We start from the raw sequence: 26,111 nt of genomic DNA, 5'->3' as shown, positions 1-26,111 counted from the left end.
TTTTCAGCATAATTTTTTCTTATGGTTTTAACTAAAATAAAAATAGTATTATTTTGATTATATTTATACAACGCTAGTGAGTTAAGATAGATTATGAATTTGGAACTTGTTAAGTACTTTAAAAGGATATTTGACAAAGAAAACAAGGTTTAATATAATAGTACTGTAATCAGACTGTACTAATAAAGGAGCAATTTGGCATGGAATATGACCTTATTAAAAAACAAGTTAGGCAATTTGCTAGTTCTTTGCAAGAAATGAATATGATTTATGAAGAATATGCAAAATCTGTTAACCTTCCATACACTAGTTTACAAATCCTTAATCTTATAACTGAAATAAAAAACTGTACACAAAAAAAGATTTGTGAAGCTACTTTTTTGCCTAAGCAAACAGTGAACACCATCATTACTAGTTTTTATAAGCAAGGTATGATTGAGCTAAGAGAAATACCAGAGAACAGAAGAGCAAAAACCATTCATTTCACAAAAGTCGGAAAGGAATTTACTGATAAGATTATTCCTCAAATACGGAAAGCAGAATGCAGTGCTATGGACAACTTAACTCTCCAACAGCGAAATGCTTTTTTAGAAGGAATGCAAATTTACTGTAGTACATTTCGGAAGATAATGGAATCTAATAAAAACATTGATTAACCACATTAATAGTCAGGAGAATAATAAATTATGATTAGAAAACTAAAAAAGGATGATTTTGAAGTTATCATCCACATATGGCTTGAAGTTAATATTAAAGCTCATAATTTTATCAGTGATGAATATTGGAGAAAACAGTTAGAAACTGTAAAAGAGTTACTACCACAATCAGAAGTATACGTTTATGAAAACGGTAAAATATTAGGTTTTGTAGGACTCACGGATAATTACATTGCTGGTATTTTTGTTTTAAGTAATGAACAATCAAAAGGGATCGGGAAACAATTGTTAGATTACATTAAAGATTTAAAATCAGAACTATCTTTAAGTGTATATCAAAAAAATAGGCGTGCCGTTGAATTTTATCAAAGAGAGAATTTCGTAATACAATCTGAAAATGTTGATGAGAATACAGGTGAAAAACAATTTTTAATGTCTTGGAAGAGAAACGTTTGAACTAGATGGTTGTTTTTAAACAATAAAACTCATTAGATTATTATAGGATGACATATGCTATGAAAAAAATTAAATGGAAACTTTGTCCACATTGTAATAATAAAACTCGTCTTAAAATTTTGTGTATTCGGATTTTTGTGTGGGAACCTATCATATTAAACTAATGCTCATTTAAGTACTATTTCGGATTATCGTGTGGAAGCACAATGGTAGAAGGATTTATCTTTATAGGTATTCGGATTTTTTGTGGAAAAATGTAAAATATAAAGGAATGGGGTACGTCTAATGAATATAAGAGTTGTAGATTATAATCAAAATTGGAAAAGTGAGTATAAGAAGGAAGAATTGTCTATTAAGACTTTCCTTCAAAAAGAACTGGTAAATAGTTTTCATATTGGCAGTACATCAGTTCCAGGTCTAAAAGCAAAACCTATCATCGATATTTTGCTTGTGGTCAAAGACATCAGTGAATTGGATACTTACTCTACACAATTTGAAAATCTTGGTTATGAAGTCATGGGTGAGTTTGGAATTGAAGAAAGAAGGTACTTCCGTAAAGGCGGAGATAATCGGACTCATCAAATCCATGCTTTTCAGTATGATAATATTCAAGAAATCGAAAGACACCTATTGTTCAGAGATTATCTTCGCCAAAATCCAGAAATAAGCAAAGAATATGGAGAATTAAAAAGTAAATTAGCTGACAAATATCCCACTGACATTGATAGCTATGGTGACGGCAAAGACGATTTTGTCAAAAAAACGGAAAAAAAGCTCTCAAATGGCATTGGTTAGTCCGTTAAAATTAAGACTTTTTCATATTTGTTAAAGCAATGAAAAGGAGACTTCTAATCTCTCTTTCCACACTATTTTCTGAATATCCTTCTTTATTTGCAACTTCTTTGCCTTTTACTTTCAAAAGATCAACAATCAGACCCGCTCGTATTGTGGAACAAGATAATCAAGATTCGGATAGTGTAAGATGAAAAATTTATTTAATTACCAATTTTCTCTGGTTGAATTATATTTTGAGAAAAAATCACTATCCGATGGTTCTAAAGCATATGGTAATGGTATAATAATTACTGAAGTTATTTTTATTGATTGATCGTTCTTTAAATGATATCGTAAGGTATATTAAGGTAAGGGGTAAGCAATATTTTTTTAGGAAAATGAGAATGATCGTTCTCGAAACGGGCTTCTAAGTACTTAAAGGCTTTTTAAACGACGTTATAAAGAGCTGCTTTTAGAAAGGAGGGGAATTGGATGGCAAGAATCAAAGAATACGATGAAAATGAAGTATTACAAAAAGCTATGGTACTCTTTTGGAAACAAGGCTATGAAAAAACCTCGATGCAAGATTTAGTCACGCATATGGGCGTCCATCGCAGAAGTATATACGATACATTTGGCGATAAGCACACATTATTTATGAGAGCATTGGATCACTATGAAGAGGTAATAGGGACCAAGATAGATTCGCAAGTAAAGCCACTGAATTCGGTAAAACAGGCCATCAGGCGTTTATTTGAGATTGCAATTTATAAAAACGAAAAAAAACCTATTGGTTGTTTAACAGTAAATACAGCAGTTGAATTATCCCTGCATGACGAAGAGGTGGCAGAGAAAGTTGTGGATAGTTTCTCAAAGACTGAAAAACTACTGTACGAGCTATTGCTTCGAGGTCAAACATTAGGAGAAATATCTAATCATCATGATGCGGAAAATCTCTCCCAATTTATTCATAATTCATTAGTGGGATTGCGAGTATTAGCGAAAACAAGCGATGATAAAGAAAAATTGGAAAGCATTATCGATATGACACTGTCTGTCTTGGATTAAGCTTTCTTTTTTTACTCTTTTGAGAATGTTCGTTCTCGAATTATTTCAATTAAAATTGTACGTATACTTGTAGAGTAAATTATTTCCTTTACAAGAGATTAGAAGGGAAAATTATATTGAAAATCAGGCAGCCATCACATGTACAGTAAGTCACTGCCAGACAGATAAAATCTAATTTAAAAATACTCGAACAATAAGTTCGAAAGGAGACTATACAATGTCAACATTTACAATTCCAACTGAATCAAGTTATTTCGAAGCTGAAGGAATCCGCTTTGCCTATCGAAAGTTCGGCCGAGAAACAGGAATTCCGCTCGTTTTCTTCATTCACTTCCGTGGAACAATGGAAAACTGGGATCCTAATATGATTTGTGCTTTAGCAGAAAGTCGACCAATTATTCTTTTTGATAATACTGGTGTCGGTGAATCCAGTGGGAAACGCCATCTACTATAGCTGAAATGGCAAAGGATGGGGCAACTTTTATTAAGGCACTTGATCTAAAACAAGTCGATATTCTAGGCTTTTCAATAGGAGGAATGGTTGCACAGGAGTTGCATGTAGGGCGTGTTTCACATCCTGACAATACGCCCCATCATCGACAACCGGTTGCACCTTCAGCTATTGCACCTGGAGTAGAAATGTATACAGCTGAGGGGAAGAAAGATATCCCGACTCCTAGGGAATTAGGTCGAAATGAGATAAAAGAAGTCATTCAAGAATTTCGTACAGCTGCAGCGGCAGCAATTGAAGCTGGAGCTGATGGAGTAGGGCTCCGCGGGGCAAATGGATATCTAATTCAACAAATTCCTTAGTGAGAACTCAAATCATCGTCAAGATGCCTATGGTGGTTCAATTGAAAACCGGGCTCGATTTGCAATTGAAGTGACTAAAGCAGTTATTGATGAAATTGGTGCAGAAAAAACAGGAATTCGGTTCTCTCCTTAAGGAACATTGAACGGAATTGAGGAAGGCGTTACAAATATTGAGATGTATCGACATTTAATAGGGGAATTAAATAAGCTTGATTTGGCTTATCTTCATATTATGAACTTTGGCAATGAACCCTTATTACAAGAAATACGTCAATTATGGACACAACCACTATTGGTAAATAGAATGGGACGTCCACTTGAACAACTTAATGTGGACTTGGATAATGATCTAGCAGATGTCGCAACAGTAGGGATTTGGGCACTAGCTAATCCAGACTTCATTGAGCGTGTTAAGAAAAGTGCCTCACTAAATGAACCAGATTTAAATAAGCTCTATGTTGGTGGTGTGCAGGATTATACAGATTATCCGTTTTTAGAAGATTAATTGATCTTGTTTTTGTAATTATTTAATAGATAATAACAAAAAGTAAGGTTGCATTATCGACATAACAATTCATATTTGTGGCTATGCTAGTTTTCTTGTCATGTGTGCGTATTCGTGTTTATCACTCAAATAGTTCTGCAAGTCTAAAGGTAGCTAAAACGGGAAAATCACATTAGAATGATTTGAATAAAATCACTGGACAGTAAGAGTAAGCATCGTTCGGGGGAAATTTTTAATTTAATGAGAATGAGCATTCTAAAATAACATATCAAAGAAGGGGTTGGGGATAAATGGAATACAGAGTATTAGGCCGCACAGGTCTAAAAGTAAGCAGTTTTGTATTAGGTACCGGTACATTTGGTTTTTGGGGGAATAATACTGAGATTGAAGTTGCACCTATTTTGGATGAAGCTTTAGCTGAAGGAATTAACCTAATTGATACGGCAGATGTCTATTCAAGTGGTCAATCAGAAGAAATTCTAGGTAAATTATTAAAAGGGCGCAGACAGGATGTCATTCTGGGCACTAAGGGTGGCAAGCCCATGGGCAGTGGGCAAAATCAATCGGGAAATTCAAAGTACTGGATAAGAAAAGCTGTAGAAGATAGTTTGAGAAGGTTGCAAACTGATTATATCGATTTGTATCAACTACACGAGCCTGATCTTAATACCGATATTGAAGAGACACTTAGTGTACTGACGGATTTGGTCACTGAAGGGAAGATTCGCTACATTGGCACATCTAATTTCCAAGCTTGGCAAGTTACAGAAGCTCAATGGATTAGCGAACGTAAAAATGTAGCACGGTTTATCTCTGAGCAATCCCCGTATTCCATATTAAATCGTAGTATCGAATTTGATTTACTTGCTGCCACAGCGAAATACGGAATGGGAGTTATGGTTTGGAGTCCACTTTCGGGTGGTTTATTAACTGGTAAATACGGTTTTGGGGAGGCAGTCCCCTCCAATTCAAGAGCAGCCACCTTTGCAGGAAATCTGCAATCTATTGTAGACCCTAACCGAGAAGAAAATCGTCTCAAATTTGAAGCTATAACAAAACTACAAACACTTGCAAATAAAGTGGGGATGACTTTACCACATCTTGCCATGGCATTCACGCAAGCTTACCCTTGCATAACTTCAGCCATTATAGGGCCTAGAACGCTTGAGCAACTTCGAGAAACATTAAAAGGTAAAGACATCCGATTAAGTAACGATATTCTCGACGAAATTGATTCTATTGTTCCACCAGGGATAACCCTGGATACAATGGAAAGAGGTTGGGCTCCCGGTTGGTTACAAGCAAACAAACGAAGAGTCCTTCGTTAAAACGTTTTTTGGAGGCTTTATGATGAAAGCAATGATAATTGAAAAATACGGAAAAACTCCTCTGTTGTTAGCCGACAGGCCTATGCCCACAGTAGGTGATTATGAGGTGTTGGCAGAAATACATGTGGCAAGTATCAATCCACTTGACTCTAAGATACGTGATGGAACAATAAAATTATTAATTAAATATGAAATGCCACTTATTCTTGGGAATGACTTTTCTGGTGTTGTGGTCAAGGCAGGCAAAAAAGTAACGCGTTTTAAAGTCGGAGATGAAATATATGGCCGACCGCGTAAGCAAAGTATTGGTACTTTTGCAGAATATATTTCCGTTCATGAAAATGATATAGCTTTGAAACCGAAGAACTTGAGTTTTGAAGAAGCAGCAGCAATCCCACTGGTCGGTTTAACAGCTTATCAAGCTTTTCATGACATCTTACAATTACAAAAAGGACAGAAGATTTTGATTCAAGCAGGGGCTGGAGGTGTTGGAACTTTTGCGATCCAACTTGCAAAGTTAATGGGGGCTACTGTTGCAACAACTACGAGTGAAGCCGGAATGGATTTAGTAAAATCGGTTGGTGCGGATGAAGTTATTAATTATAAAACGGAAAAGTTTGAAGATCTATTGGAAAACTATGATGCCGTATTTGACACACTAGGTGGTGACATACTCGAAAGGTCATTCAAAATTGTTAAAAAAGGCGGACAAATCATCTCTCTATCTGGCTTGCCAAATGCTCGATTTGCTAAAGCAGATGGGTTGGGACTTTTGAAAACGATGTTGTTTTCAGCAGCGAGTCATAAGCTTACAAAACTCGAGAAAAAACATCATGTGCAATATACATTTATGTTTGTGAAGGCAAGTGGGGAACAATTAAGTACGATTACAAACTATATTGAATCTGGGGAAATCAAACCTATCATTGATAGAATTTTCCCTATGGATGGAGTTGAAGAGGCGATGAAATATTCGGAAACAGGCAGAGCAAAAGGGGAGATTATTTTAAAAATTAGATAACCATTACATGAACGATTGGTGTTATAAATCAACGTAACAAAATGGAAAGGCATTACAAATACTGGTTTAAGTCCTTGATACTACAATATCAAGCATGAAAAAAATATTTCTAACTATCCGAGCGATAGGTTCGAAAGGAGACAATACAATGTCAAAATTTACTATTCCAACTACATCAAAGTATGTCGAAGCCAATGGAATTCGATTTGCCTATAGGAAGTTTGGCAAAGAGGCTGGTGTTCCACTGGTGTTCTTTATTCACTTCCGAGGAACAATGGAAAACTGGGATCCCGAGGTTATTGAGTCCCTGGCTAAAGATAGACCAATTATTCTTTTCGATAATACCGGTGTCGGTGAATCCAATGGTGAAACGCCATCTACTATAGCTGAAATGGCCAAAGAAGCAGCATCCTTTATTCATGCACTTGGTTTGCAACAGGTCGATGTACTTGGTTTCTCAATTGGTGGGTTCGTAGTTCAGGAGTTAGCGTTGCAACAGCCGGATTTAGTTCGCCGCTTAGTACTCTCAGGTACTGCTCCACAATCAGGGGTGGGACTCAAATTCAGACATGATGTATATCTTGCTAGTACTTCGGACGATAGGAATAAGGCCCTCGAAAATGCTCTATTTCTTTTTTATTCACCGACTGAAACTAGTCGTAAAGCTGGAGCAGCTTCCTTGGAGCGTATTGTGAAACAGAAACAAGTTGAAAGTTCAGAGCACGCACGTGATGCACAGCTGAAGGCGATATTACAGTGGGCTGATCGTGTGTATAACCAATCCTATGAGCGGCTACATCAGATTAAGCAACCAGTACTTGTAACCAACGGTGCTGAGGATATTATGGTACCTACCGAAAACAGTATAATTCTTGCCAGGCAACTACCTAACGCACAGCTTATCATTTACCCAGATGCTGGGCATGGGCATCTGTTCCAATATCCTAAGCTATTTGCTGAACATGTAAAGCTTTTTATTGACGCCTAATCATCAGATGAGTTCAATCAAAATCACAAAAGAGCTGCACCAAAATGGACATCCTCAGCGGCCTCGTTGAAAAATACTCTTAAAAATTAAAATTTATTATTTAGGAGGCGTCGATAATGAATCACTTAGAAAACGTAAAGAAAATGATGACGGGTGAAATAGCTGACCCCCCAGTTGCACAAGTACTTGGTTTTAAGGTGGTAGGTGCTGAAGAAGGTAGAGTTGTTGTTGAATTAGAAGCTTCTGAAAGATTGCATAATCCGATGGGCACGCTACATGGTGGGGTACTTTGTGATATAGCCGATGCTGCGATGGGATTAGCGTTTGCTAGTACGCTTGCTGAAGATGAAATTTTTACGACAATAGAAATTAAATTGAATTTCCTTAAACCTGTTTTTAAATCGAAACTTCGAGCTGAAGGGAAATTAATTAAAAAAGGTGCCACAGTTGGGCTACTGGAATGTCATGTATATGACGAAAAAGATAGTCTTGTTGCCCATTCAACTAGTACGTGTATGATTTTGAAAGGAAATTCTCAACAAAACAGAGTAGAGAGAGGAAATGATAAATAAAATGAATAATTTTCAAGCAATGGTATTAGATAAAGTAAATGATCAGACAAATTTAGAAATCAAACAATTAAGTATGGATGATCTTCCTGAAGGTAAAGTAACCATTCGTGTGGCATATTCTAGTGTGAACTTTAAAGACGGTGCAGTAGCTATCCTAAACAAGTTTGTAGATTCCTACCCTATAGTACCAGGAATTGATTTGGCTGGAACAGTGATTGATTCGAAAGATGAGCGATATCAATCAGGTGATGAAGTCATTGTAACTAGTTACCAATTAGGAACAGGACATTTTGGCGGATTTAGTGAAATTGCACGTGTACCTGCGGAGTGGGTTGTTCCTCTTCCAAAAGGATTATCTTTAAAAGAAGCCATGATCCTTGGAACAGCTGGGTTTACCGCAGCATTAGCCGTTCAAAGACTTGAAGATAATGATTTAGAACCAAGCCATGGACCTGTTTTGGTAGCTGGTGCAACAGGAGGAGTGGGCAGTATTGCTGTGAATATCTTGGCTAAAAAAGGCTATGATGTTGTAGCTAGTACGGGCAAATCAAATCAAGAAGAATATTTGAAAGGATTAGGCGCTAAACAAATCATTCATAGAGATGAGATTGTAGATAACGATAATCATCCAGTACGTGAAGAAAAATGGGCAGCAGCGGTTGATCCTGTTGGGGGAAAAACGCTCCAATACATTCTAAGTACATTGAAGTATGGTGGATCTGTAGCTACATGTGGTTTCACAGGCGGCAGTGAAGTTTCCACAACCGTTTTTCCTCATATTTCAAGAGGTATTAATTGGCTTGGTGTTGACTCGGTTCAATATCCAATGAACAAGCGTTTAGAAATTTGGAATCGCTTAGGTGATGACTTAAAACCAACAAATCTAAATGAAGAGATGGTAAATGAGATATCATTAAAAGAGCTACCAGAAGTATTAACATCTATATTAGAAGGAAAAGTACGCGGTAGAACTCTTGTTAAACTATAAAAGGGAACAATAACATATAACATATGAGTTGACCTAATGATAAAAAGACACATATAAAGGGGTGCTAAAAAAGGTAATGGATTTAACCTTTCGCAGCGCCTCTTTATAAAACAATATTAATGATAGAAGTGAGGAATGTTCCATATGATTAAGCTTCATCTGGGACGTTATAAGTCGTGAAGGCAATTTTGTATGTTTTTACAACTATTTAAAAAATAAGGCTGGGATCAAATGACCTCAATTTCTTCTTTCAAAGATGATAGCCAGGTGCCCTTTCAAGAGAATAAAATCATTTTAATTTGGAGTATTGCCACCTTGCTTGCGGTAATGAATACGACAATGTTTAATGTTGCATTGCCTTCTATACTTATAGACTTTTCCTTAAGTTCATCAACGGCATCATGGCTTGTTTCTGGTTATTCAATCATGTTCGCCATTTCTACGTTGACTTTTAGTAGGCTATCCGATTTTATTTCCCTATCGAGACTTTTACTCTTTGGCATTAGCATTTTAGGAATCACATCGATAATCGGTTTCTTTTCAACTCATTTCTTTATATTGTTAGGGGTTCGAATTTTTCAGGCTGCTGGAGCCGGAGCAGTGATGGGATTGGGTATGATAATGGCTGGACGTTATATCCCCCTATCAAGGCGTGGAAAAGCGATGGCAATTATTGCTTCAGCTGCCTCTCTAGCATTTGGGTTAGGTCCTGTAATAGGGGGAGTAATCACTCAATACTTAGGATGGAATTATCTTTTCGTTATCCCAGGATTTTCAATTCTATCTCTACCTTTCTTCCACAAGTACTTGCCAAAAGAGGACATAAAAAAAGGACATTTCGACCTATATGGTGCAATTCTAACGGGACTTAGTGTTACAAGTCTATTACTTTTTCTATCCACATTTTCATATGTCATCCTAGTGGGAACCATTGTCCTATTCGCGGCATGGTGGAGATATCTTAATAAGACGGAAGAGCCGTTTATTCCGCCAATACTCCTTAGAAACAAGCAGTATACAAAACTACTATTTATTGCTTGTTCAGCCTTTTTCATAAACTTTTCAAATCTATTTTTAATGCCCATTATTCTTACGACTGTATTCGGAAAAGAACCAGTAGTGGTAGGAATGATCATTTTTCCAGGCGCCATTATTGCGGTGATTGCCGGACAATTTATAGGAAGATTAGTTGACCGTTTTGGCAATGCACCATTAATTATTTTTGGCCAATTATTTTTATTATGTGCCGCAATCCTATTTGCATTCTTGTCTACCTTAACTCCCTATTTCATACTTTTAACATATATGTTCGCGAGTGTTGGCTTTACAGCACTCTCTACGAGTATTTCCAACGAAGTAACAAGAATTCTGCCAAAGGCTCAAATTGCTTCAGGGATAGGTGTTGTCCAATTAATACAATTTTTAGGTGCGGGGCTCGGTGTGACAATTTCTGGATTATTATTAGTACTTCAAGAAAGTTTATCTTCAGAAATTATTTATAGAAATATATATATTTGCTTTTCCTTTGTTATAGTTATAGCTGTTTTAATATACGGTTTATATTATCGAAAAGCTAGGTTAAAGCAGCTAACATGAAAACATATCGAATTTATTGGAGGGATAAAATATGGAACGTCGAGTTGTCGTAACAGGTTATGGAGTTGTATCACCATTAGGAAATAATATAGATACGTTTTGGAGTCATATTAAAGCAGGTAAATCAGGTATTAAAAAAGTCGAATCCGGTGAATTCAAAGAAATTAACACGCGGATTGCCGGAAAAGTAAGTGACTTTCCTGCGGAAGACTACTTCGATAAAAAGGAGTTAGGGAAATATGACTTGTTTGCGCAGTATGCCTATGCAGCAGCGAACCAAGCTATAGAGCAATCAGGACTTAATCGGGATACGATTAATAAAGAGCGGATAGGCGTTTACGTAGGATCAGGAATTGGTGGAATCGACACCGTAATGGACAATTATAACTCTTTGTTGGAAAGAGGCGTAAGAAGAGTTTCTCCATTTATGGCACCAATGATGATTAGTAATATGGCAGCAGGTATTATAGCGATTAAATATAGTTTTAAAGGTCCAAGTTTTTCGCCAGTTTCAGCATGTGCAACAGGGAACCATGCAATAGGTGAAGCTTATTTAAATATATTACATGGTTATTCTGATGCCATTGTAGCGGGAGGCACAGAGGCTTCCATTAATCCCTTATCTTTTGCTGGTTTCTCAAGGATGAGGGCGATGTCTACTTTAAATGATTCTCCGGAAAAGGCGAGCCGTCCTTTTGATGGTAAGCGTGATGGCTTTGTCATGTCGGAAGGTGCCGGTATTTTAGTACTTGAAGAGTATGAGCATGCTAAACAAAGAGGTGCAACAATTTTGGGCGAGATTGTCGGTTACGGTTCAACAACCGATGCCTATCATATCACATCTCCTGATTTCGATGGTGCTGCAAGGGCGATGAAGCTAGCTTTAGAAATGGCGAGAATTCATCCTACTGATGTTGATTATATTAATGCGCATGGAACAAGCACACCAGAAGGAGACAAATCAGAAACAAAAGCAATTAAGGCTACTTTTGGGTCGCATGCATATAAATTGAAGGTAAGCTCTACAAAATCGATGACGGGACACCTATTTGGTGCTGCGGGTGGAGTGGAGGCTATAATAACGCTTAAAAGTATATTGGAAGATATCGCACCAGCTACTATCAATTACGAAACCGCGGATGAGGAATGCGACTTGAATTACGTTCCAAACAAAGCATCGAAAATGAAAATAAACTATGCAATTTCAAATGGCTTTGGTTTCGGCGGACATAATGCAGTGATTGCATTCAAAAAGTTTAATGATTAATTCGAATTCAATTTCTAGATACTATATGCAAGAAACAGGTGCGCACCTGGATCTGCCGACTATGGGCTGGGCTGAATGCGACTGGTATCTTGGCTCTTATAAAGAGTAAAACTGTTCGACACTGGCGACAACGTAGCACCCAAAGTGACTCCGGCGAAGTCATCCTTCAACTGCTTTTTAGTCCGGGAATCTTCTTTATCTCGATTTTGGAGATCACTTTTTACCTTGTGTCGAAAACCCGAAGGAATATAGGGGAAATTCTCCAGATCCCATATTGCCATTTTTTCATCGTAATCCTTTACAGCGTAAAGCTGAAGCAAATGTCCAAACGCCCAAGTAATAATATATCCATTTCCTTCAAAATAAACGTCATTTCTATTCTTGTTTTTTAAAGCATCCGCAATATTTTTTGCGAAAGATGGCTTATCCGTGATAATTAATCTAAGCATATTCCTACTTCCAAAAGTAATTTAGTTTAAAAGAAAAAACTACGTAATTCTGACTAAAATATTCGGTGAAAATGCGATTTTTTTATGATTTAGATTAAATCCATCCAAAAAATTCGGGTGATTTTGTACAACCTATGTATACATTATATTTATAATTATACCCGGAAGTTTTCTGTGGTAATAAAGTTCTTTACTTGGGAAATGTTTACTTTGTAATAAAGTTCTATACCGAAACCGATTGCGACTCTTCGAACGGGCCATTTAATGGAATAACATTTTAATTACTCCATATACAAGTAAGTAATAAGGATTTTGTGAAGGAATGATCTTAAACTAACTGGCGGTTTAGTTTAACAAGACAATATAAAATTAAAATGCTTGGATATTAAAAATCCAATCTGCTTGAAATATTTTCAAAGTGAATTTTAATGTTTAGTAAATGAGCTATTTACCGGCGATTGAGTGGGAATAAAAGTACAATAGAGAGAACGCCTATTTAACAGCATTTAACTTAATCAAAAACAGATAAAAAGGTATATTAATATATGATTCCCTACCAAAAATAATTTGGTAGGGATTATTTTTGGTTATTCCGGATTATCATGTGTGAATAATTTCTGTATGTTAAAATAGTATCAAAAGATGAATTTTAAATATTCTTTATTAAACAAACGGACCAGCTAGTGAAACAAGGATACAGTCATTTGGATGTTACTAATAATAAAAATGGCAGTGTATAATTAGGTTGACGGTTATATTAAATATGAAAGGAAGAAGTCTCAAATGGAACGACTTGAATTACAGTTATATGATTATAACGAATGGGCGAATGGACAAATTTTTGACCGACTTAAAGAACTTCCAAAGGATGTTTATCGTAAGGAAATTCAAAGTGTATTTTCCTCAATATCCCATGTTTTAGCTCATGTTTATCTTTCTGATCTTGGTTGGATAGAGGTTTTCTCTGGTAGGGAAATGGAGCATGCTTTGAGGTTACAGGAGGAACTCAAAGAGCAAACGGAGTCAAAAGGATTAGAGGAAATGGAAGCAATGTTTTTAAAACTATCAGAACGATATAGGTTGTTCTTCAGCCAATTGAAAGGCTCAGACAAAGCCCTAGGGATTCAGAACCCGAATGGTGACCTGATGAAAACGAGTGTGTTCGAACAAGTGCCCCATGTTGTCAACCATGGAACGTATCATCGTGGTAATATTACAGCTATGTTAAGACAGATGGGTTATGCTTCTGTACCAACTGATTATGGTCTTTACCTATATTTAAAACAATCGGGCGCAGTTGTGGAATAAGCACTGAGCCCAAAACGGGCCAGATTGCGGTACAAATTAGAGTCATAAATTTGCACGGAAAGGATGATCTTTTCTATGTTATGGTTACTTACACAAAATAAACAGAGCTTGTTGAATGTAAAAGATGTTACTGTAAAAGGGAAAAATATAGAAGGTTTTATTGAAAACAGTTTATTGGATCAATGGAATAAAACTTTGGGTAAATATGAATCAAATGAAAGAGCATTAGAAATTCTTAATGAAATATTTATGAAGGTTGAAGAAAGCAATGGATTTTCTATCACGTTCATTATGCCAGAAAAGTAATTATCAACTTAGTCAATTATCGGGCATTAATCCGGAATAAGAATTATTTCCGAAGCTGAACAAACGGGGCAGATTGTGGTATAAAACGAGGCGGAAATAAAATTAGATAAGTTAAATCGACTTTTAATTCGTAAGTGACTCCTTAATATTATTACCTAATAAAGTGTCAAAATTGAAAGGTATTTGTAAGGTAATTCGATGTTGATTTTTGAATTTATTTTTTATAATTGAATTATTGTTAATTATAAAGGATGGTTTTTGATGAAAAAATTACTTATTGTAAGTATGGGATTTGCCATATGTTTATTGACTGCGTGTTCGCCACAGCCACTGCAAACAATTGGTTCGACTAAATATTATGTGGAAGTTGATGATGATGGTGAGGAATATGAAGAATCGGGTTATACCAGATATGAGTATAATCTGACGGGTTTTGATGAGGATGGAGAGGTAAAAGAACTCTCTTTCACAGCTGGAGATCAATTAAAACAAGGTGCTTATTTAAAGGTGCATTACAAAAAAGATGAAGTAATTACCTATGAAGAGGTGGATGCTGATGACGTCCCTAAAAAGGCACAGGAGTTATTGGGAGAGAAAGATTGAGTTTGGTCTCTCTTTTTGAAAGGGACTGGTTTAGGATAACTAACAAGTAAAAGGAGTTGACTCCTTTTCTGTCTGGTGTATGACAGGGTGTTAAAAGTCCATCTGTTAATTAAAGATGAGTTAAATTTTCAAGGCAAGACGATACACTTCTGGCTTCCCTTTGGACATTTTAATCATAAATAAAGGATAGATATATATGAAACAAAGGATTGATACATTAGATTTCTTGCGTGGATTTGCATTATTGGGGATTATATTCGCAAATATAACGGTTATTATACTCCCCTCCTCCATTCAAACCAACCCTTTTTGGAGTGAAACTTTATCCTATGCGATATCGGAACGATTTTTTATGATTTTCTCTTTTTTATTTGGGATTGGTTTTTATATTTTCATTACGCGAGCCGTCAATCGCGGTGATCGAAGTACAACTCTCTTTATAAGACGATTGCTTGCACTATTGATTCTTGGTTTGATTCATCAATACTTTCAGCCCGGGGAGGCTTTGCTACCCTATGCAGTATTCGGATTCATTCTCATTCCTTTTTATAAATTAAAACCAACCATTAATTTTATAACTGCTGTTATACTCATGGTTCCTGCTATATTTCTTGGAGGGAGCTATCTTATGATTTTTCCGATGTTCCTGCTTGGGTTATGCATGGGACAATGGAAGGTTTTTGAAAATATTGCGACCTATCAAAAAGGATTTCGTTGGGTACAAATTGTTACTTTTGTTCTTTTGCCTGTTGTTATTTACATTCAGTATTTCTTATCCGAACAAAACGGAAAAATTGAGCAAGCGGGTGCCATTTCCGCTCCTTTTGTCAGTGCATTCTTTGTGACGACGTTAACACTCCTTCTCCGTCACAATATAATTCAAAGATTATTGACACCCCTAAAGTATTTGGGGAGAATGGCTTTAACAAATTACCTTGTTCAGACCGCCTTAATTTTATTAGCGAGTGATCTATTTCATTTAAAAGGTAACGTGCACCAAACGACGTTAATGAACATTGCCATCGGCATTTTGATTATTCAAATGATATATAGCACCATTTGGTTTCAATATTTTAAGATTGGTCCCATGGAGTTTATATGGAGAATAACAACATACGGAAAATTGCCCGACCGTTATAAGTCAAATGCTAATTATTTAAAGTCACTAAAAAATGATTAAATGAATGCACTGAGGTAGTCGGTATGGGTATGGTTTGCCTATAGGGTAGAATAGCACCTGAAAATGGATGTTTGAGGATAGGATATTTTGATAGCCAAAGTTTCAGGTGTGCGGCCTGAACAAACGGGCGCGATTGTTGGAGAAGAAGTATTGCATAAACATACAAATTCAGCTTAATGAGCTGTAACACTACAGGCGTATTTTTTTTGCAAAATCGGTCCATTCAATGGAACAGGGGGAGAATAATAATGCTTGGTTCAGCAGGAATTTGTGTCAACGATAAAAATGAAGTCTTAATGGTATTGCAAGGCAAACCAAGAGATCCAAACTCAAAGTTATGGTCGGTTCCTTCTGGGGTAAAAGATAGCGGGGAGACATTGGAGGAAAATTGTATAAGGGAAGTTGAAGAAGAAACGGGTTATAAAGTAAAGGTTGTAAGAAAGATATTTATAAAAAGAGGGGAAAATGATGTTCAATTCGAAGTACATTATTTTGAAGTAGCAGTAATCGGGGGGAAATTACAAGCACAAGACCCCGACGATCTAATTCATAAAGTAGAATGGAAAAATAGTGATGAAATAAAAGACTTAACATTTTCTTATCCAGAAGACAGAGAATTTTTATTGCGTTATTTAAAGGATAAATCATAAGTTATTTGTTCATGAATCGGGCGCTTTTGCGGAATAACAAACGTTATTTAATTATCGGGTCATATTGTGGGAGAACTTACCTTAAGATAATTAAACGAGAATAATAATCAAAATTAAGTTTTTAGGAGGAAGATATGGGAGGATTTGAAGTTCGGCAAATAAATAATCTGTTTAAATTTGATTTAACCAACTGTTTTGTATAAAAGATATTGGGGTAAAGAAAAATGAAGTTAAATTTCCATTGGGAAAGATAAGCACTTGTCCCATCTAGCTTGGCAAATGTCGAAAGTCTATTTAAGTAGTTGGAGGGATTATTCAGTATGTTAACAAGAGAAGATATCTTTAAACACGTCAAAGAAAACTATGGTACATTACCTGATTATCCATGGGGGAAATTTCCCGAATATGCAGCTTTGAGACATGAATCTAGCGAGAAATGGTATGGTCTCATAATGAATGTTCTACCAGAAAAATTGGGATTAGATGGAAATGAAGAAATAGATGTTCTGAATTTAAAATGTCCCCCTGAAATAAGTGACAATTTAAGAAATGGAAAAAATATTTTACCCGGATATCATATGGATAAGGAACATTGGATTTCGCTTGTTTTAGAACGTACCGATCCAAAAGGGGAAATTTATAATTTAATTGAGCAAAGCTTTAATTTAACCAAGTAAAAATTAAGAGGGGATTAATAAAAAAGTTTCTTCCACTAACTGGTGCGATACTTCAATTGTAATTTTAAAATAAAGTCGATAAGTGAATTAAAGAAGGTCGTGGAACTGGAGTAGAATACATGCTGTGGTTAAATATTCAAGAGGCGCTGAAAAGGTTAAAATGAATACCTTTTCAGCGCCTCTTTATATGTGCCCTTTATCACTATGTTAGTTCATATGTTTTGTTGTGATTGGTATCCTTTTATAGTTTAACAAGCGTTCTTCCGCGCACTTTTCCTTCTAGAATAGCAGCTAATACTTCTGGTAGCTCTTTTAATGAGATTTCATTTACCATCTCTTCAGTAAACGTTGTTGGTTTCAAATCATTACCTAAACGATTCCAAATTTCTAAACGCTTTTCCATTGGACATTCAACCGAGTCAATGCCAAGCCAATTAACACCTCTTGAAATATGAGGAAAAACGGTTGTGGAAATTTCAGTCCCACCTGTAAAACCACATGTAGCTGCAGATGCGCCATATTTCAACGTACTTAGAATGTATTGGAGCGTTTTTCCGCCTACAGGATCGATTGCGCCAGCCCATTTTTCTTCACGCAATGGCTTATTGTCGCTATCTATAATTTCATTACGGTGAATGATTTGTTTAGCGCCTAATCCTTGCAAATATTCTTCTTGATCTAATTTGCCTGTACTAGCTACAACATCATAGCCTTTTTTAGCCAAGATATTCACAGCAATACTGCCTACTCCTCCCGTTGCACCAGCTACCAAAATAGGTCCATCGCTTGGTTCTAAATCATTATCTTCAAGTCTTTGAACGGCTAATGCTGCAGTAAACCCAGCTGTTCCAAGGATCATGGATTCTTTTAAAGATAATCCTTTTGGAAGAGGAACAACCCACTCTGCAGGTACACGTGCGATTTCACTAAATCCGCCAAAATGTCCTGTTCCTAATTTATAGCTAGTAACAATGACTTCATCACCAATTGTAAATCGTTCATCTTTTGAATCAAGAACCGTTCCGGCTAAATCAATCCCTGGTACTAAAGGGTAGGAGGTTACAAAATTATTTTGGATAGCTACTGCACCATCTTTAAAGTTCACACTAGAATATGCGACTCGAATGGTTACTTCAGCTTCAGGAAGATCATCCATACTTAATTGTTTGATTTCTAACTTCGATTGATCATTTACTTTATCTAATACCATTGCTTGAAAGTTATTCATTTTATTTACCATTTCCTCTCTCCACTCTTTTTTGTTTAGAATTTCCCTTTAAAATCATACACGTACTAGTTGAATGAGCAACAAGGCTTTCTTTTTCATCATATATATGACATTCCAATAATCCAACAGAATTTCCTTTCTTAATTATTTTTCCCTCAGCTCGAAGTTTCGAATCAAATATAGGTTTTAGGAAATTTAATTTAATTTCCACTGTCGTAAAAACTTCATCATCTGCAAGCGTGCTAGCAAAAGTATATCCCATCGCAGCATCCGCTATATCGCAAAGTATCCCACCATGTAGGGTGCCCATCGGATTATGCAATCTTTCAGAAGCTTCCATTTCTATAACAACTCTACCTTCTTCAACTTCTACAACCTTGAAACCAAGTACTTGTGCAACTGGGGGGCCAGGTATTTCACTCGCCATCATGTTCTTTAAGTTTTCTAAGTGATTCATTAACCATACCTCCTAAATAATAATTTTTAACTTTTAAGCGTATTTTCAACGACGCAGCTAAGGATGTCCATTTGAGTGCGGCTCTTATGTGATCTTGACTGAACTCATCTGAGATTAGGCGTCAAGAAAAAGCTTTACATGTTCAGCAAACAGTTTGGGATATTGAAACAGGTGTCCATGTCCAGCGTCTGGATAAATGATAAGCTGTGCGTTAGGTAGTTGCCCGGCAAGAATGTAACTGTTTTCGGTAGGCACCATGATATCCTCAACACCGTTGGTTACAAGTACTGGTTGCTTAATTTTATGTAACCACTCATAGGATTGGTTATGCACTCGATCAGCCCACTGTAATATCGCCTTCTCTTGTGTATTACGTACCTGCAACGAACTCTCAATTTTTTTCTGGGCCATAATACGCTTCAGTGAAGCGGCTCCAGCTGCACGACTAGTTTCGGTCGAGTGATAAAAAAGGAACATGAATCTCTCGAAGGCGCTGTCAGCATCTTCACTGCTAGCCGCCACATATACATCGTGCCGAAAATTGAGACCAACGCCTGATTGTGGAGCAGTACCCGAAAGTACTAAGCGGCGAACTAAATCCGGCTGTTGCAATACTAACTCCTGAACTACGAACCCACCAATTGAGAAACCAAGTACATCGACCTGTTGTAAACCAAGTGCATGAATGAAGGATGCTGCATTCTTAGCCATTTCAGCTACAGCATATGGCGCTTCGCCACTGGATTCACCGACACCGGTATTATCGAAAAGGATAATTGGTCTATCTTTAGCCAGAGCTTCAATAACCTTGGGATCCCAGTTTTCCATTGTTCCTCGGAAGTGAATAAAAAACACCAGTGGAACACCAGTTTCTTTGCCAAACTTCCTATAGGCAAATCGAATTCCATTGGCTTCGACATATTTTGATGTAGTTGGAATAGTAAACTTTGACATTGTATTGTCTCCTTTCGAACGTATCGCTCGGATAGTTAGAAATATTTTTTTCAACCTTGATATTGTAGTATCGAGGACTTAAACTAGCATTTATAATGCCTTTCTATTTTGTTACGTTGATTTATTACACTAATCGTTCATCTAATGGTTATCTAATTTTTAAAATAATCTTCCCTTTAGCTCTTATAACTTTATTGTTCTATCACGTATCTTAGAGTCAAGGGGATTAATACTTGCTGCATGAATTTCTGCAAGTATCTCATTTTCACCGATTTCAGGTAAGGGTACTTCTACCAAATGCAATGGAACCTTTCCATACGTATCAATTACCATCGCTTTCATTTTTAACACCTCCAATTAGTGATAATTAAAGAATGATCATTCTTTAATTATCAAAAAAAGAAAGCTTAATCTAAGACAGATAGCGTCAAGTCGATAATGCTTTCCAGTTTTTGTTTGTCATCGGTGGTTTTTGTCAATACGCGCAATCCGACTAACGAATTATGGAAAAACTGAGAAAGTTTTTTCATATCATGCTGATCAGATATTTCTCCCGATTTTTGACCATGCAATAATAGCTCATATAGCAGGTTTTCTGTCCTATCAAAACTCTCTGCAACCTTTTCTGCTGCTTCTTCGTCCTGCAAGGACAATTCAACTGCTGAATTCACTGTTAAGCATCCGATCGGTTGTTGTTCGTTTTTTGGAATTACCATCTCAAATAAACGTCTTATCGCCTGCTTGACCGAACCCTGCGACTTTACTTGCGTTTCTATTTTGGTTTCTATTATCTCGGCATACTGTTCCAATGCTTTCATGAACAATGTATGCTTGTCTCCAAACGTGTCGTATATGCTTCTGCGATGAATACCCATATGAGTCACTAAATCTTGCATAGAGGTTTTTTCATAGCCTTGTTTCCAAAAAAGTTCCATAGCTTTTCGTAATACTTCATTCTCATCATATTCTTTATTTCTAGCCATGCTATTCCCTCCCTTCGAACGCTAGAGGAATGAAACCTTATGAATCCATGCAAAGTTACTTTTGAGAATGAACATTCCCATTACTTTAAAAAATATGGCTTATTCCCCTTCTTACACAGCCTATGATATCATTTTGAGAACGATCAGTAAAGAAATGATTCCTGTAATTAATACCATGTTTCCCTGTTGTTCCTTAACTACCAGGGCCAAGGAGAAGTAAATAACTTAGTCTATTATATGGTTTAATTGGAAAAGCAGTTGCTTCTTTTGCTAAATGGTGCTTTAGTTCAATAAGTTCTTCCGCAATACCAGCTAATAGCTGTCAACAATTAGTACTAAAAAAGTTTTAAAAAGCATGTTACACTAAATGTGAGCATTCTAAATAGGCCTTTTAAGTTAAAGGAAAAAACGTAGGGAGATAAAGCAAATTACACTTGATCTACAAAGACTTCCTGGCGTTTTAACATGGCATGGAGCCAATGAACAAGCTTGTTCGCACAAGTGATAATAGCGACTTTGTGTGGTTTGCCTTCGTTTCTTTTACGTTCATAAAAAGCAGTTAGTTTTTTGTTTCGTCCTTTAGCTAAACCACACTGAGCAGCCGTGTAAAGCGTTTGTCTCAGTCTCGATGAACCTCTTTTCGTGATCCGATTGATGGAGGCTTTGAATTTACCTGATTCAAAAACAGATGGATCCAATCCTGCATAGGCTACTAGCTTTTTAGGATGCTCGGATTGGTTGATATAACCAATTTCAGAGATGGATAGTTGCCGCAATCTTATCTCCGATACCAGGCACGGATTGGACTAATCTGTATTCTTCAAAGGACTTTGAAAGCGCATTTATTTCTCTTAATAACTTTGATAAATGCTCTTGATATTGAAAGAGCATCTGAATGTACATACGCAAGCTGACAAGTTGCCCATAGCTAATTTGAGATTGAAATGGATTACGTCTTGCAGCTTCTTTTAATTGCTGTGCTTTATCTAAAAACCATGCATGAGAGCGTCTAGCTCCAAATTGACGCATCTCTTCGGCTAACTTCTCATCAGCGACTTTGTGAACGTCTAAGCAGTAGGATAATTCAATAAATTGTTTAATGATAATTTCCCATATAAATCACTAAAAACATTATGATATTCAGGGAATACTTGATCTAAAGCCACTTGAAATTGAAGTTTTATCTGAACATAACTGTCTGTTAAAGCACTGTTCTGTCTAGTTAAAAGACGTAAATTAAGAGCTTTCTCTATACGTCTGTTTCCTTTGTAAAAAAGCTTGAACTTGGCTTTCGCCTTTAGCAACATCCAAGCCGATTACAGGATCCATATAAATCACACTCCTTTTAATAGATTTGCCGGTTCGCCTCTTCGTCACTTGTAGTGTCATAGCTTCGCTTGTTATACGGGATCAGGTCCAAACCATCCTCAAACATGTTTCTACAAGTAGAGGGAGGACAGTATTGTGGACGGGATCGGTGTCCCACAGGACAGATCGTCCTACCCCGACTACCTTAAGAATAAAACCTATAAAAAATAGGTCAACCAGAAATGACCGGCTAACCTTATAATACGATGGGCCAAATAGTTGAATAGAACAGTAAAGGCTATCTATGCTAAATTAAGCATAAATAGCCTTTTGAAAGGGAGATGAAAATGAAATTAAGACTGGAATTGTTCGTGGGAGATATAGAAAAGTCAATGAATTTTTATAGTAATGTGTTAGGTTTCAACCTTCCAAAGGATACTAATAAAAGTTACATATCTGTTAGGAATGGTGATGTGGTTTTAGGTTTAGGGGAAATGGAAAATTTGTCTGAAAAACACCCTCTTAAAACCTCTAATGGTCAACAAATTGGTTTGGGAGTAGAAATAGTTTTGGAAGTTGAAGATGTAAAGAAAGCATATAACAAAGTAGTTGCAAAAGAATATCCAATACAGGCTGAATTAACAAAAAGACCCTGGGGATTGGAGGATTTTAGAATAGTTGATCCAGATGGATATTATTTTTAGAATCACTTCATCGATGGCGAATGACTAACGTTTATTGTTCCGTTCGGGTGCTTTTGCAGAATATCGTTTTTCAATTATACGGCGAGATTGCGGAAGAATGCAGGTTTTATTATGTTAGGAATAGAATTTAATATTTAAATGGGAAAAATGGGGCGACTAATCAATGAAGATAAGGAAGGCTGTTTTGGCTGATGCGGAAGGAATAGCAAAGGTACACGTTGATAGTTGGGAAACTACCTATGCAAATATTGTCCCGGAGGAGTACTTAAATAATTTGACCTATGAGAGACGGGAGCAATTATGGAGAATCAACATCCCAAACGGCGACGTATTTGTGGCAGAAAATAAGGAAAATGATATTGTGGGTTTTTCTTCTGGTGGGGAAGAAAGGACAGGAAAATATCCAAGTTACTCAGGCGAACTATATGCTATTTATATTTTAAAAGAATATCAAAGAAATGGGCTAGGAAAATTACTAGTAAAGCCAGTAATTGAAGAACTAAAACAGAAAAACATTTCTACAATGATAGTAAAAGTGCTAGAGGATAATGATTCTTGCCTTTTTTATGAGGCACTTGGAGGTGAAAAAATTGACACTGTGGAAGAACAGATTTCTGGAAAGAAACTCAATGAATGTGTATACGGTTGGGAAGATATAAGAGTAATAGTTTAACCTTTCAACAAACAGACGCGATAGCTGAATAAATAAAGCCAATTAGTTGGGAGCAGATCTAATGAACTTATTTCAAAAATCAATGGATATGTCGAGGGTATATAGAGAGAATCCAAAGGTGGAAGCAATTATTTTAGCTGGTTCTGTATCAAGGAACTTAGAGGATGTGCATTCAGATATTGAATTACATATTTTAAGGTCTGCTTCTTTAACTGATGATGATCGTAAAATACCCATCGAAAGAGTTAAAGGCACAATTTTATCGTATGAACCATATGAGGAAGGGGAATGGTCTGAATCCTTTATTGATCAAGATGGGGTGAAGTTTGAAATAAGCAACTTTTTATCAACAACAGTGGAATGTTTCATTTCTGATGTGGTGGACAGATTCAAAACGGATTATGATAAGCAGTGTATTGTAGCTGCCGTCAATGATGGTGTAAGCCTTTATGGGAAAGAGAAAATTAATGAGCTGAAAAATATAGTTGCAAAATATCCTTTGGGTCTGTCTGAAAAAATGATTTCGGAAAATCTTTGGTTAGGTAATCGGTGGAATAACCGTGAAGCACTTGTATACCGTCAAGATTGGCTTATGTTCTACGATGTTATTTGTGACGTTCAAAAGAAACTATTTGGTGTTTTGTTTGGGCTTAATCATATGTATGTTCATCATCCGATATTTAAGTGGATGAAGTACAATGGGGAACAAATGAAGATTAAACCAGAAAACCTTGGTCGCCGGATAACTCATATTCTGACGGGAAATCCACGAAGTTCAGTGGTGGAATTGGAAATATTGGTTAATGAGACTATTGCTTTAGTTGAGAAATATATTCCTGAATTGAATATTAGTGAACAAAAACAGCACATAGGTTTTGTGAAATAGGTTAAATAAATACTTAGGCAAACGGGCACTTTTCAGAAACAAGGGCAATAAATTAGTAGAAATATGGTATGAAGATTTATTAACAGCACACGACTTTATTGATAAGGATTATTGGAAATTACAGCAAACGGAGATGGAAGAAAAATTGATCCCAATGTCTGAAACCTATGTTATAAGTAATGAAAAAATGGTTTAGGCTTCATATCAATGGTAGATAATTATTTGGCTGCATTGTTTATTGATGTTAAGCATCAAGGTGGAGGATACGGAAAGGGATTGTTAAATTTTATAAAAGACAAATGAAAAAAATACTACGAGAAAACAAGTAATAAAATACATATCGAGGGATAGGAGGGTATAAAATATGTTCAATACCGATGTTATTATACATGAACCGCTTTATCCACACGTAAATCCACTGGAAATAGAAAAAAGGCTATTTAATACTACGTTCCTAAGAAGACTCAAATTCTTAGCACATTTCGGCGCTGGTTCTTTAGTTTCACCAGTGGTGCATTCTAGATATGAGCATACGGTCGGGGTTTGGAAACTAGTTTGCTTTTTCTTTCCGAATGATAAATTAATGAGATTAGCGGCAATCTTACATGACATAGGACATTTGCCATTTTCACATTCTGTAGAGAAATCTCTTGGGTTTGATCATCATGTATTAACCAACAGATATATTGAAAGCAATGAGATATCCACTATTCTGCAAGAAGAAGGTGTAGAGAGTAAAGACATCATCCAACTATTAAATAGAGAAACTGTATTAACGGGACGAAATGGTGTATTGGGAATTGATCATATAGATAGTTTTTTTAGGGATACTTATATGTACGGAACCATTGATAAGTTACCTAAAGATATAATTTGGAAGTTAACATGTACTTCTCAAGGTATTGAAACAGATAGTGAAACGGCAGAGTTGATTATGAAATTGATTGTTAGCGACCACAAAGTTTTCCTATCACCACTGCTACTTGCTGTAGATAGAATGTTAGCAGTGGCAATTAAATTATATAAAGAAGATTGTCAAAAAATAAGCGGATTTGCCCTTATGAAAGACTATGAAGTAATAAATTTGTTGAAGAAGTCCAATTCAGAAAGAGCTAATAAAATTGTTGACTTACTATTGAATACGCCATCAAAAATAGTTATTACTGATAAAATTAGAAATCTTGGAATTGAGTTTGGAATTAGAAAAGTATATGCCAAAAGCCCACTGGTAAATGGAGTGTTATTTACGGAAACAAGTAGGGCTCAAAAATATTTAAGAGAATTAGAAAGTCTTATTAAAAATTATGAGGTATTAATAGATTTCTAATTAAATGAATTTCATAATTCTTAGCCCCTTCGTGGCGAAGATTTAAAACATCGTTATCGATTATCAAGATTAATTTATATTATTTAAAAACCCAATAAAACATTGAGGAAGCCATCCAAGAAATAAATAAGAATGCAGATATTATAGCTACGCCTAGTGATCGAATCTATCATGAAAATGACTTGAACGCTAATTTTATTATTATTCATATGATACCGGCTTCAAAATCATCAGCTTTTCTGCTAGCCAATCATAAACTTGTGCTGAAGGTAAGTCTGGATGTTCTTTCAACCACCTCAATATTTGTTTGTTATATATATATAATTTCCGGGTTCGGATCTTAGTAGAAGCCAGCCGCAAAGACATTACTTCTAGATTCATAGCTA

At 36.1% G+C, this 26,111-nt stretch carries 26 protein-coding genes and 4 pseudogenes; 23 read left to right on the top strand and 7 right to left on the bottom strand.

From position 1 onward, the window contains the following. Nucleotides 1–200 precede the first annotated feature (200 nt). The 13 genes and pseudogenes from JOC34_RS19070 to fabF all read left to right on the top strand — a co-directional run bounded on the left by JOC34_RS19070 (nt 201) and on the right by fabF (nt 12,032). Nucleotides 201–656 carry a MarR family winged helix-turn-helix transcriptional regulator gene (locus tag JOC34_RS19070; protein WP_205138380.1) on the top strand — a complete coding sequence of 152 codons (456 nt, stop codon included), beginning with the start codon at nt 201–203 and terminating at the stop codon, nt 654–656. A gap of 30 nt (nt 657–686) precedes the next feature. Beyond that, a complete protein-coding gene (locus JOC34_RS19065; RefSeq protein WP_205138379.1) occupies nt 687–1,112 on the top strand; it encodes an N-acetyltransferase in 426 nt (141 codons plus the stop codon). Between the two features lie 47 nt (nt 1,113–1,159). Further along, the gene (locus JOC34_RS22320; RefSeq protein WP_476756232.1) at nt 1,160–1,276 is read left to right on the top strand and encodes a cysteine-rich KTR domain-containing protein; all 117 of its coding nucleotides are present in this window, start codon (nt 1,160–1,162) and stop codon (nt 1,274–1,276) included. Between the two features lie 121 nt (nt 1,277–1,397). Next, nucleotides 1,398–1,907, top strand: coding sequence for a GrpB family protein (locus JOC34_RS19060; RefSeq protein ID WP_205138378.1), 510 nt, complete (start codon nt 1,398–1,400; stop codon nt 1,905–1,907). A gap of 471 nt (nt 1,908–2,378) precedes the next feature. Further along, entirely contained in the window at nt 2,379–2,954 is a 576-nt protein-coding gene (locus JOC34_RS19055; RefSeq protein WP_205138377.1) for a TetR/AcrR family transcriptional regulator, read from the top strand. Between the two features lie 217 nt (nt 2,955–3,171). Next, nucleotides 3,172–4,272: pseudogene (locus JOC34_RS19045) on the top strand (alpha/beta fold hydrolase). A gap of 290 nt (nt 4,273–4,562) precedes the next feature. Then, entirely contained in the window at nt 4,563–5,600 is a 1,038-nt protein-coding gene (locus JOC34_RS19040; RefSeq protein WP_205138375.1) for an aldo/keto reductase, read from the top strand. 22 nt (nt 5,601–5,622) lie between these two features. Continuing rightward, complete coding sequence (locus JOC34_RS19035) at nt 5,623–6,621, top strand: NADP-dependent oxidoreductase (protein WP_205138374.1); 999 nt, start codon at nt 5,623–5,625, stop codon at nt 6,619–6,621. Between the two features lie 148 nt (nt 6,622–6,769). Then, on the top strand, nt 6,770–7,609 hold the full coding sequence (locus tag JOC34_RS19030; RefSeq protein ID WP_205138373.1) for an alpha/beta fold hydrolase: 840 nt from the start codon (nt 6,770–6,772) through the stop codon (nt 7,607–7,609). 116 nt (nt 7,610–7,725) lie between these two features. Continuing rightward, nucleotides 7,726–8,181, top strand: a complete 456-nt coding sequence (locus JOC34_RS19025) for a PaaI family thioesterase (protein ID WP_205138372.1) — start codon at nt 7,726–7,728, stop codon at nt 8,179–8,181. Nucleotide 8,182: 1 nt separating this feature from the next. Beyond that, nucleotides 8,183–9,169 carry an acrylyl-CoA reductase family protein gene (locus JOC34_RS19020; RefSeq protein WP_205138371.1) on the top strand — a complete coding sequence of 329 codons (987 nt, stop codon included), beginning with the start codon at nt 8,183–8,185 and terminating at the stop codon, nt 9,167–9,169. A 231-nt stretch (nt 9,170–9,400) separates the two neighbouring features. Continuing rightward, a complete protein-coding gene (locus tag JOC34_RS19015; RefSeq protein ID WP_205138370.1) occupies nt 9,401–10,765 on the top strand; it encodes an MFS transporter in 1,365 nt (454 codons plus the stop codon). Between the two features lie 31 nt (nt 10,766–10,796). Next, nucleotides 10,797–12,032, top strand: a complete 1,236-nt coding sequence (gene fabF, locus JOC34_RS19010; RefSeq protein ID WP_205138369.1) for a beta-ketoacyl-ACP synthase II — start codon at nt 10,797–10,799, stop codon at nt 12,030–12,032. A gap of 164 nt (nt 12,033–12,196) precedes the next feature. Here fabF and JOC34_RS19005 read toward each other — a convergent pair. Then, nucleotides 12,197–12,481 (bottom strand): annotated as a pseudogene (locus tag JOC34_RS19005) (type IA DNA topoisomerase); the annotation flags it as partial. A 783-nt stretch (nt 12,482–13,264) separates the two neighbouring features. On the opposite strand from JOC34_RS19005, the gene JOC34_RS19000 reads away from it, so the two are divergent. The 6 genes from JOC34_RS19000 (at nt 13,265) to JOC34_RS18975 (ending at nt 17,205) form a co-directional block, all read left to right on the top strand. After that, nucleotides 13,265–13,789: a DinB family protein gene (locus JOC34_RS19000; RefSeq protein ID WP_205138368.1), complete on the top strand. Its 525-nt coding sequence runs from the start codon at nt 13,265–13,267 to the stop codon at nt 13,787–13,789. Nucleotides 13,790–13,864: 75 nt separating this feature from the next. Continuing rightward, entirely contained in the window at nt 13,865–14,095 is a 231-nt protein-coding gene (locus JOC34_RS18995; protein ID WP_205138367.1) for a hypothetical protein, read from the top strand. Nucleotides 14,096–14,356: 261 nt separating this feature from the next. Beyond that, a complete protein-coding gene (locus JOC34_RS18990; RefSeq protein ID WP_205138366.1) occupies nt 14,357–14,698 on the top strand; it encodes a YxeA family protein in 342 nt (113 codons plus the stop codon). A gap of 196 nt (nt 14,699–14,894) precedes the next feature. Then, nucleotides 14,895–15,878 carry a DUF418 domain-containing protein gene (locus JOC34_RS18985; protein WP_205138365.1) on the top strand — a complete coding sequence of 328 codons (984 nt, stop codon included), beginning with the start codon at nt 14,895–14,897 and terminating at the stop codon, nt 15,876–15,878. Between the two features lie 248 nt (nt 15,879–16,126). Next, a complete protein-coding gene (locus JOC34_RS18980) occupies nt 16,127–16,528 on the top strand; it encodes an NUDIX hydrolase (protein WP_205138364.1) in 402 nt (133 codons plus the stop codon). Nucleotides 16,529–16,848: 320 nt separating this feature from the next. After that, nucleotides 16,849–17,205 carry an MmcQ/YjbR family DNA-binding protein gene (locus tag JOC34_RS18975; RefSeq protein ID WP_205138363.1) on the top strand — a complete coding sequence of 119 codons (357 nt, stop codon included), beginning with the start codon at nt 16,849–16,851 and terminating at the stop codon, nt 17,203–17,205. 241 nt (nt 17,206–17,446) lie between these two features. Here the strand turns inward: JOC34_RS18975 and JOC34_RS18970 are convergent, their stop codons facing one another. From JOC34_RS18970 to JOC34_RS22315, 6 genes and pseudogenes are all read right to left on the bottom strand, one after another. Further along, nucleotides 17,447–18,433: an acrylyl-CoA reductase family protein gene (locus JOC34_RS18970; protein WP_205138431.1), complete on the bottom strand. Its 987-nt coding sequence runs from the start codon at nt 18,431–18,433 to the stop codon at nt 17,447–17,449. Nucleotide 18,434: 1 nt separating this feature from the next. Beyond that, nucleotides 18,435–18,890, bottom strand: a complete 456-nt coding sequence (locus JOC34_RS18965) for a PaaI family thioesterase (RefSeq protein ID WP_205138362.1) — start codon at nt 18,888–18,890, stop codon at nt 18,435–18,437. A gap of 114 nt (nt 18,891–19,004) precedes the next feature. Continuing rightward, nucleotides 19,005–19,844 (bottom strand): alpha/beta fold hydrolase, encoded by an 840-nt coding sequence (locus JOC34_RS18960; RefSeq protein WP_205138361.1) that lies wholly within the window; start codon nt 19,842–19,844, stop codon nt 19,005–19,007. A 186-nt stretch (nt 19,845–20,030) separates the two neighbouring features. Next, nucleotides 20,031–20,186, bottom strand: a pseudogene (locus tag JOC34_RS18955) (NADP-dependent oxidoreductase); the annotation flags it as partial. Between the two features lie 65 nt (nt 20,187–20,251). After that, on the bottom strand, nt 20,252–20,827 hold the full coding sequence (locus JOC34_RS18950; protein WP_205138360.1) for a TetR/AcrR family transcriptional regulator: 576 nt from the start codon (nt 20,825–20,827) through the stop codon (nt 20,252–20,254). 428 nt (nt 20,828–21,255) lie between these two features. Then, a pseudogene (locus JOC34_RS22315) lies at nt 21,256–22,080 on the bottom strand (IS110 family RNA-guided transposase); the annotation flags it as partial. Nucleotides 22,081–22,482: 402 nt separating this feature from the next. Here JOC34_RS22315 and JOC34_RS18940 point away from each other — a divergent pair. The 4 genes from JOC34_RS18940 to JOC34_RS18925 all read left to right on the top strand — a co-directional run bounded on the left by JOC34_RS18940 (nt 22,483) and on the right by JOC34_RS18925 (nt 25,725). After that, a complete protein-coding gene (locus JOC34_RS18940) occupies nt 22,483–22,839 on the top strand; it encodes a VOC family protein (RefSeq protein ID WP_205138359.1) in 357 nt (118 codons plus the stop codon). A gap of 163 nt (nt 22,840–23,002) precedes the next feature. Further along, nucleotides 23,003–23,512, top strand: coding sequence for a GNAT family N-acetyltransferase (locus JOC34_RS18935; RefSeq protein WP_205138358.1), 510 nt, complete (start codon nt 23,003–23,005; stop codon nt 23,510–23,512). A 61-nt stretch (nt 23,513–23,573) separates the two neighbouring features. Next, entirely contained in the window at nt 23,574–24,398 is an 825-nt protein-coding gene (locus JOC34_RS18930) for a DUF4037 domain-containing protein (RefSeq protein ID WP_205138357.1), read from the top strand. 364 nt (nt 24,399–24,762) lie between these two features. Further along, the gene (locus tag JOC34_RS18925; protein WP_239544582.1) at nt 24,763–25,725 is read left to right on the top strand and encodes an HD domain-containing protein; all 963 of its coding nucleotides are present in this window, start codon (nt 24,763–24,765) and stop codon (nt 25,723–25,725) included. Nucleotides 25,726–26,111 lie beyond the last annotated feature (386 nt).

This window comes from Virgibacillus halotolerans, from assembly GCF_016908515.1.
Taxonomy (GTDB): Bacteria; Bacillota; Bacilli; order Bacillales; family Amphibacillaceae; genus Virgibacillus_M; species Virgibacillus_M halotolerans.
The sequence above is the reverse complement of the archived record's forward strand: the minus strand, read 5'-3'. Positions and strand labels throughout refer to the sequence as shown.

Bases quoted from the DNA above. Each gene is read 5' to 3' on its own strand.
- JOC34_RS19070 (WP_205138380.1), top strand. From the start codon at position 201: ATGGAATATGACCTTATTAAAAAACAAGTTAGGCAATTTGCTAGTTCT.
- JOC34_RS19065 (WP_205138379.1), top strand. From the start codon at position 687: ATGATTAGAAAACTAAAAAAGGATGATTTTGAAGTTATCATCCACATA.
- JOC34_RS22320 (WP_476756232.1), top strand. From the start codon at position 1,160: ATGACATATGCTATGAAAAAAATTAAATGGAAACTTTGTCCACATTGT.
- JOC34_RS19060 (WP_205138378.1), top strand. From the start codon at position 1,398: ATGAATATAAGAGTTGTAGATTATAATCAAAATTGGAAAAGTGAGTAT.
- JOC34_RS19055 (WP_205138377.1), top strand. From the start codon at position 2,379: ATGGCAAGAATCAAAGAATACGATGAAAATGAAGTATTACAAAAAGCT.
- JOC34_RS19040 (WP_205138375.1), top strand. From the start codon at position 4,563: ATGGAATACAGAGTATTAGGCCGCACAGGTCTAAAAGTAAGCAGTTTT.
- JOC34_RS19035 (WP_205138374.1), top strand. From the start codon at position 5,623: ATGAAAGCAATGATAATTGAAAAATACGGAAAAACTCCTCTGTTGTTA.
- JOC34_RS19030 (WP_205138373.1), top strand. From the start codon at position 6,770: ATGTCAAAATTTACTATTCCAACTACATCAAAGTATGTCGAAGCCAAT.
- JOC34_RS19025 (WP_205138372.1), top strand. From the start codon at position 7,726: ATGAATCACTTAGAAAACGTAAAGAAAATGATGACGGGTGAAATAGCT.
- JOC34_RS19020 (WP_205138371.1), top strand. From the start codon at position 8,183: ATGAATAATTTTCAAGCAATGGTATTAGATAAAGTAAATGATCAGACA.
- JOC34_RS19015 (WP_205138370.1), top strand. From the start codon at position 9,401: ATGACCTCAATTTCTTCTTTCAAAGATGATAGCCAGGTGCCCTTTCAA.
- fabF (WP_205138369.1), top strand. From the start codon at position 10,797: ATGGAACGTCGAGTTGTCGTAACAGGTTATGGAGTTGTATCACCATTA.
- JOC34_RS19000 (WP_205138368.1), top strand. From the start codon at position 13,265: ATGGAACGACTTGAATTACAGTTATATGATTATAACGAATGGGCGAAT.
- JOC34_RS18995 (WP_205138367.1), top strand. From the start codon at position 13,865: ATGTTATGGTTACTTACACAAAATAAACAGAGCTTGTTGAATGTAAAA.
- JOC34_RS18990 (WP_205138366.1), top strand. From the start codon at position 14,357: ATGAAAAAATTACTTATTGTAAGTATGGGATTTGCCATATGTTTATTG.
- JOC34_RS18985 (WP_205138365.1), top strand. From the start codon at position 14,895: ATGAAACAAAGGATTGATACATTAGATTTCTTGCGTGGATTTGCATTA.
- JOC34_RS18980 (WP_205138364.1), top strand. From the start codon at position 16,127: ATGCTTGGTTCAGCAGGAATTTGTGTCAACGATAAAAATGAAGTCTTA.
- JOC34_RS18975 (WP_205138363.1), top strand. From the start codon at position 16,849: ATGTTAACAAGAGAAGATATCTTTAAACACGTCAAAGAAAACTATGGT.
- JOC34_RS18970 (WP_205138431.1), bottom strand. From the start codon at position 18,433: ATGAATAACTTTCAAGCAATGGTATTAGATAAAGTAAATGATCAATCG.
- JOC34_RS18965 (WP_205138362.1), bottom strand. From the start codon at position 18,890: ATGAATCACTTAGAAAACTTAAAGAACATGATGGCGAGTGAAATACCT.
- JOC34_RS18960 (WP_205138361.1), bottom strand. From the start codon at position 19,844: ATGTCAAAGTTTACTATTCCAACTACATCAAAATATGTCGAAGCCAAT.
- JOC34_RS18950 (WP_205138360.1), bottom strand. From the start codon at position 20,827: ATGGCTAGAAATAAAGAATATGATGAGAATGAAGTATTACGAAAAGCT.
- JOC34_RS18940 (WP_205138359.1), top strand. From the start codon at position 22,483: ATGAAATTAAGACTGGAATTGTTCGTGGGAGATATAGAAAAGTCAATG.
- JOC34_RS18935 (WP_205138358.1), top strand. From the start codon at position 23,003: ATGAAGATAAGGAAGGCTGTTTTGGCTGATGCGGAAGGAATAGCAAAG.
- JOC34_RS18930 (WP_205138357.1), top strand. From the start codon at position 23,574: ATGAACTTATTTCAAAAATCAATGGATATGTCGAGGGTATATAGAGAG.
- JOC34_RS18925 (WP_239544582.1), top strand. From the start codon at position 24,763: ATGTTCAATACCGATGTTATTATACATGAACCGCTTTATCCACACGTA.